This window comes from Okeania hirsuta (genome assembly GCF_003838195.1).
GTDB lineage: Bacteria > Cyanobacteriota > Cyanobacteriia > Cyanobacteriales > Microcoleaceae > Okeania > Okeania hirsuta.
The window spans coordinates 1-4,999 of sequence record NZ_RCBY01000371.1 but is presented as its reverse complement, the minus strand read 5'-3'; the positions used below and the strand labels follow the sequence as shown (position 1 = coordinate 4,999).

General features: G+C 45.8%; 5 protein-coding genes. All 5 read right to left on the bottom strand.

The annotated features are described in order from the left end of the window. A partial coding sequence (locus tag D5R40_RS36495) for a hypothetical protein (RefSeq protein ID WP_134239645.1) occupies positions 1-259 on the bottom strand: 259 nt, incomplete at its 3' end. A 525-nt stretch (positions 260-784) separates the two neighbouring features. Further along, positions 785-946: a hypothetical protein gene (locus tag D5R40_RS36490; RefSeq protein WP_161565118.1), complete on the bottom strand. Its 162-nt coding sequence runs from the start codon at positions 944-946 to the stop codon at positions 785-787. 8 nt (positions 947-954) lie between these two features. After that, complete coding sequence (locus D5R40_RS30330) at positions 955-1,452, bottom strand: hypothetical protein (RefSeq protein ID WP_124155686.1); 498 nt, start codon at positions 1,450-1,452, stop codon at positions 955-957. A 1,930-nt stretch (positions 1,453-3,382) separates the two neighbouring features. Further along, positions 3,383-3,694 carry a hypothetical protein gene (locus D5R40_RS43065; RefSeq protein ID WP_375339429.1) on the bottom strand — a complete coding sequence of 104 codons (312 nt, stop codon included), beginning with the start codon at positions 3,692-3,694 and terminating at the stop codon, positions 3,383-3,385. Between the two features lie 200 nt (positions 3,695-3,894). Further along, the gene (locus tag D5R40_RS38340; RefSeq protein ID WP_205127752.1) at positions 3,895-4,389 is read right to left on the bottom strand and encodes a hypothetical protein; all 495 of its coding nucleotides are present in this window, start codon (positions 4,387-4,389) and stop codon (positions 3,895-3,897) included. Positions 4,390-4,999: the final 610 nt, after the last annotated feature.

Genomic DNA, 4,999 nt, shown 5'->3' with positions numbered 1-4,999 from the left:
TAACTATAGCCATAATCAGCCAGGCTTCCATACGAACTTTTGGCAAAGCAAAACGAAATCCAAAACTCATCAATACAAGGGCTTCAACCCCTAAACCAATAGCTAGCAGATTTTTGTCCAACAGGAGAACAACCGATAGGGTAAGAAATGCACCCAAAACAAGGCAGCAAACCCATTTAAAGGAATCACTGATCTTCTGAAAGCTAAAGGCACATAGAGCTGCCCAGAGCATGGCATTTGCCAAAAAGATCCAACCCATCAAATTCGCTTTGTCAAACTGTGCAGCTAGTCCAGAGCGAATTGATGATTAGTATACTAAGGGAAGAAGAAATGTACAGGATATTTTCCCTGTGAAAATGCTTTAACCAGCCCGCTTTCTTCCATATTGTAGTAAAAATGAAGAGATAGAAAAAGCATGCAGAAAGAATAGTTGACTAAATAAAGAAAACTGATCAGGAGTCAGAAACATCATCCATTCGATGACGCCCACTACACCAATAAGCAAATTAACTTCAGGACTTGCCAATCAATTTTTCTAGCCAAATATAGTTGAGCAGCACTTAGTACAAATAGAAATCCCAGGTAGAGCTCGCCAATGACTTGCGCATCCAACACCAGCGGTATCAAGATGCTCCCAGATAGCTCACCACCCCAGCACCCTAGCCTCAAATTTGAAGGAGGAATAGATGCCCGAGCAGCTGTCGCCGCTACCAGAATAAGGCTCACATAGGGATTTTGAAATAGGGGGAAGAATTCGTTTTGGGGTAAAAAGTAAAAGATCAGGTTAAAAGGAGGCGATTCCCAGCCCCAGAAGTGCGGAGGCGAAATCCTTGTACTTTTGATCCTTTTTATTGAATCGATAGCCCAATAAAATCAGACCTGCCGCTCCGGACAGCGCGAATCCGATCTTGATTCCTTCCAATAGTTGAAGAGAAAGGATGTTCATGAAATAACTCAAGCCGAGCTGCATGAGGTATCCAACCCCAAAAAGTATGGCGATGATTCCCCCAGGGATAAGAAGAAGACGGGCAGTCGGCCTTCTGCTTTGTAATGCTTATGTACGCCTTTGAGGTAAGCAATGATTTGTAGAAGTGGAGCCAGAACAAGCTGAAGCCATATTGGCAGCTCTATAGGCTCTTTTTTGATTTGTTTTCGGACGGGAGGGATTTGTGCATTGTGTTTACCTTCCACTTGCTTTGTGCTGTAGGAGGCAGCTGTGATTAATGCTGCAGGAGATACGTTTTCTTTTTCAGATGGCGAATGCCTGACTTCCGAGGCCTTGAATTCAGCGGGGGGTTTTACCGCCTTTTTTTCTACTTCCTTTACAGGCTTTTGGAAAGTAAGCAGCTCTTGCTCAATGCGATCAATTCGAGCGAGGAGCTCAAGGCTTTTCTGATTGGTCGTGTACCTTAATTGAAGGATTTCATCGCGAAGGGGTTCAATCTTTGCCACAGTTGTGGGCAAAGGAGTACGCATTGCAAACAGGCCTGAAGGCTATTTTCCTTTCCGCAATGGGGGCAGCTAGTATTCGTTTTCATAATGTGGAATTTGATTCCACCTACGCCCCTCCCTTTCACAGTTTCAGGAATGGGCAAATCGAAACGGGAAAAAGGATTTTTTTTTCCTTGTAAATGAGCTTGGATCTACCATTTATCTCTTGTACGCACTGCAAAAAAGGACTTTTAAGCCAGGCTTTCCTTGAGAAAGCGTCCGGTATGGCTTCCCTCAAAGCCAGCGACTTCTTCCGGAGTTCCAGCTAGCAGAACTCTCCTCCTCCCTCGCCTCCCTCCGGACCTAAATCGATGATCCAGTAGCCGTTTTTATGACATCCAGATGATGCTCAATCACGATGACACTATGGCCCGCCTCCACCAGGCGATTTAAACTATCCAAGAGACGCGAAATGTCTGCCAAATGCAATCCTGTTGTGGGCTCGTCCAGGATGTAGAGGACATGAGCACCTCTTCGGAGCTTGCTCAGTTCAGCAGCAAGTTTGACTCTCTGGGCTTCTCCCCGGAGAGGGTGGTGCTGGATTGGCCCAGGGTCAAATATCCAAGGCCCAATTCGTTCAGCAGCTTGATCTGATTATGTACCTTTTTGTGTTCTTTGAAAATGCTTCCCCTTCCTCTAAAGACATATTCAATACATCGGAGATGGTCTTTCCCTGATAAACGACTTGCAAGGTTTCCGGATTAAAGCGAGCTCCTTTGCAGGTTTCACACATACGCTCGACATCGGCATAAAGTACAACTGAGTTTTGATTGTACCTTCTCCCATGCATTCCGGGCAACGGCCGGTTTTTACATTAAACTAAACCTTCCGCCTTGTAGCCTCTTTCTTTAGACAGATCCGTAGCCGCAAAAATCTTCCGGATGTCATCGTAAAAGCCAGTATAGGTGGCGGGATTTGAACGGGACGATCGACCAATGGGTGATTGGTCAATATGGGTAAGCTTTTGCACATGCTCCATTCCCTCAATCGCATCATGCTCTCCACTAAGTATACGGCTGTCGTATATGTGTTTTTGGAAAGCGCTTGAAGAGGATTTCATGGATCAGGCTGCTTTTCCCTGAACCTGAGGCTCCTGTCACACAGACAAATTTCCCCAGCGGAATCTTCTACATCTATATTTTTCAGGTTGTTTTCCCGGGCTCCTTTGATGAATAAGGCATGGCATTGCCTGCTCGCCGCTCAGTGGGAATCGCTATTTTTCTTTTTCCCGATAAAAATTGGCCGGTAGGTGAAGACGCTTCTTGCATAAGGGCATCTATGCTTCCCTCAACTACTACTTCCCCTCATGAATACCTGGGCCAGGACCCATTTCCACGATATAATCAGCTGCTCGAATCGTTTCCTCATCATGCTCAACCACAATGACCGTATTTCCCAAATCCCTCAGTCGATTGAGGGTAGAAATCATGCGTACATTGTCTTTGGGATGCAGGCCGATGCTGGGCTCGTCAAGAACATAGAGCATTCCCATAAGGCCCGATCAATTTGGGTGGAAAGGCGAATCCTCTGAGCTTCGCCTCCCGAAAGGGTTCCCGATCTTCTGTTCAGGTTCAGGTAATCCAGGCCAATTCCCAGCAGCAGGTCCAATCGAGCAATTATTTCCTTCAGGATTTGCTTTCCCGCTTCCTTATCCTCGCAGGCTTTACATTCTCCAGAAAAGCCTTCATCTCCTGAAAACTCAGCTCCCCTAATTCGAAAATATTTTTCCCACCTATCCGAAATCGCTGGCGACTGTCCTTTAAGCGGGCACCCCACAGTCGGGGCACTTATGTTCTACCATCACCTTTTTCAGCCACTCTTCCATGCCCGAATTCGCATCCTGCCTTTGTCGGTACCATTTATAGTTTCGTTCGATGTTCCCGGCAACCCCTCATAGCCTATCTGATCCCCGATCATACGGTACCAGGCACCTCTCGCTTTTGGGTCTTTTTCTGCTTTTGCCCCGGGAGGCAAAAGCAGGGTATATTTTTCTCCTTTTCGTCCCATACAGGAGCATTTCCTGGATCTCGGGAGACAAGTCCCGAAAAGGAGTATCCAGGCTAAAACCATAATGCAAAGACATACTATGCATATGCCTTCCGTGCCAGTTATCAGGATTGAACTTAGCCGCTTCTTCGATAAAGCATCCTTCTGCTATGCTTCTGGAAGGATCAGGCACCAATAAGTCTACGTGCACCCGCATATAGGTACCCAGTCCAAGGCAGGTACGACAGGCAGATGCCGGCTCATTAAACATGAAAAAATTGGGGGTTAAATCTGCACTCAATATACCGCTTTCTGACAGCTTTAACTTTTTGTACAGGCGTTCCTGCTGAGCATCATCGCTTGGGACCCGAATGCGCAAGTAAGGATCCCCCATGAGGATGGCATTGTTGATGCTGGTTAGCATTTCCTTGTCCGCACTTTTCCGCAATGGAAGCTATCAATGAGCACCTCCATCTGGTAGTCACGACTTTCGTCTATGTCAATATCCTCTTGCAGATCGTACAATTTACCATCTATGTACATCCTGCGATAGCCTTTCTTCCGAATCTCCGTAAATAGAAATGAAAAATCCTCCCCATAAACCGGGTAAATCGGGGCTCGCAACTCTATCTGGCTCCCCTCTTTCAGCGACATCAAAGCATCCAGGATAACAGATGCCGACTTTATGGATAATAGCTCTTCGCTCCAGGGATTATATCCCTCTGAAATGGTTGCATAAAGAAGGTTCAGGTAACTGGCGATATCCGTCATAGTACCCACAGTAGATCGGGGATTTCGCTGGATGGTTTTCTGTTCGATGGAAATGACAGGTGAAAGTCCGTAAACAAAATCTACATCAGGCTTATTGATTTGGGAAATGAACCGCTTGGCATAGGTAGAAAGGGATTCCATGTAGCGCCTTTGTCCTTCCGCATATATGGTATCAAGGCAAGGGAAGATTTGCCAGAACCAGAGAGCCCTGTTACTACGATCAGTTTTTCCCGAGGTATCCTGATGGATACGTTCTTTAAGTTGTGTACACGTGCTCCCTGTACTTCAATATGACTTCTTTTCATTGGAGAAGTGATAGTGTTTAAACGTGTTAGTGTTTTAGGGTGTTGGCGTGCGAGTGAATGGAAAGCAGGAGTTTAGGAGCATTTGGTAGGAATAAGTTAATAATAAGCTAGGTACATAATCAAACTAAATTGACGAAGGATTACATACTTCCCACTGCCCTAATCCTTTTACTGAAGAGTACGTGTTAGGGGCTAAGAATTGGGATCAAGGCCATTACCAGATAGGCTCATTAAAAAACGCTAATACTCCTATACCCTAAAACGCTAACACTCAATAATAAAACGCCATCTCCTCCACTTCTTCCAGGCTTGTGGGTGTCAATCGATGCGGAAGTGAAGTACGATGAATGATCTCTTTATCCGCTAACCACTCACAGGCACCTACCAGGCCCTGTATATTCATTTGCTGTTGCGCCCAGGTATCAATTTCCGTTGCACTTTTGATT

Excerpts from the sequence above, each read along its gene's own strand:
- D5R40_RS38340 (WP_205127752.1), bottom strand. The coding sequence starts at position 4,389 with ATGGAATCCCTTTCTACCTATGCCAAGCGGTTCATTTCCCAAATCAAT.
- D5R40_RS36490 (WP_161565118.1), bottom strand. The coding sequence starts at position 946 with ATGAACATCCTTTCTCTTCAACTATTGGAAGGAATCAAGATCGGATTC.
- D5R40_RS43065 (WP_375339429.1), bottom strand. The coding sequence starts at position 3,694 with ATGCGGGTGCACGTAGACTTATTGGTGCCTGATCCTTCCAGAAGCATA.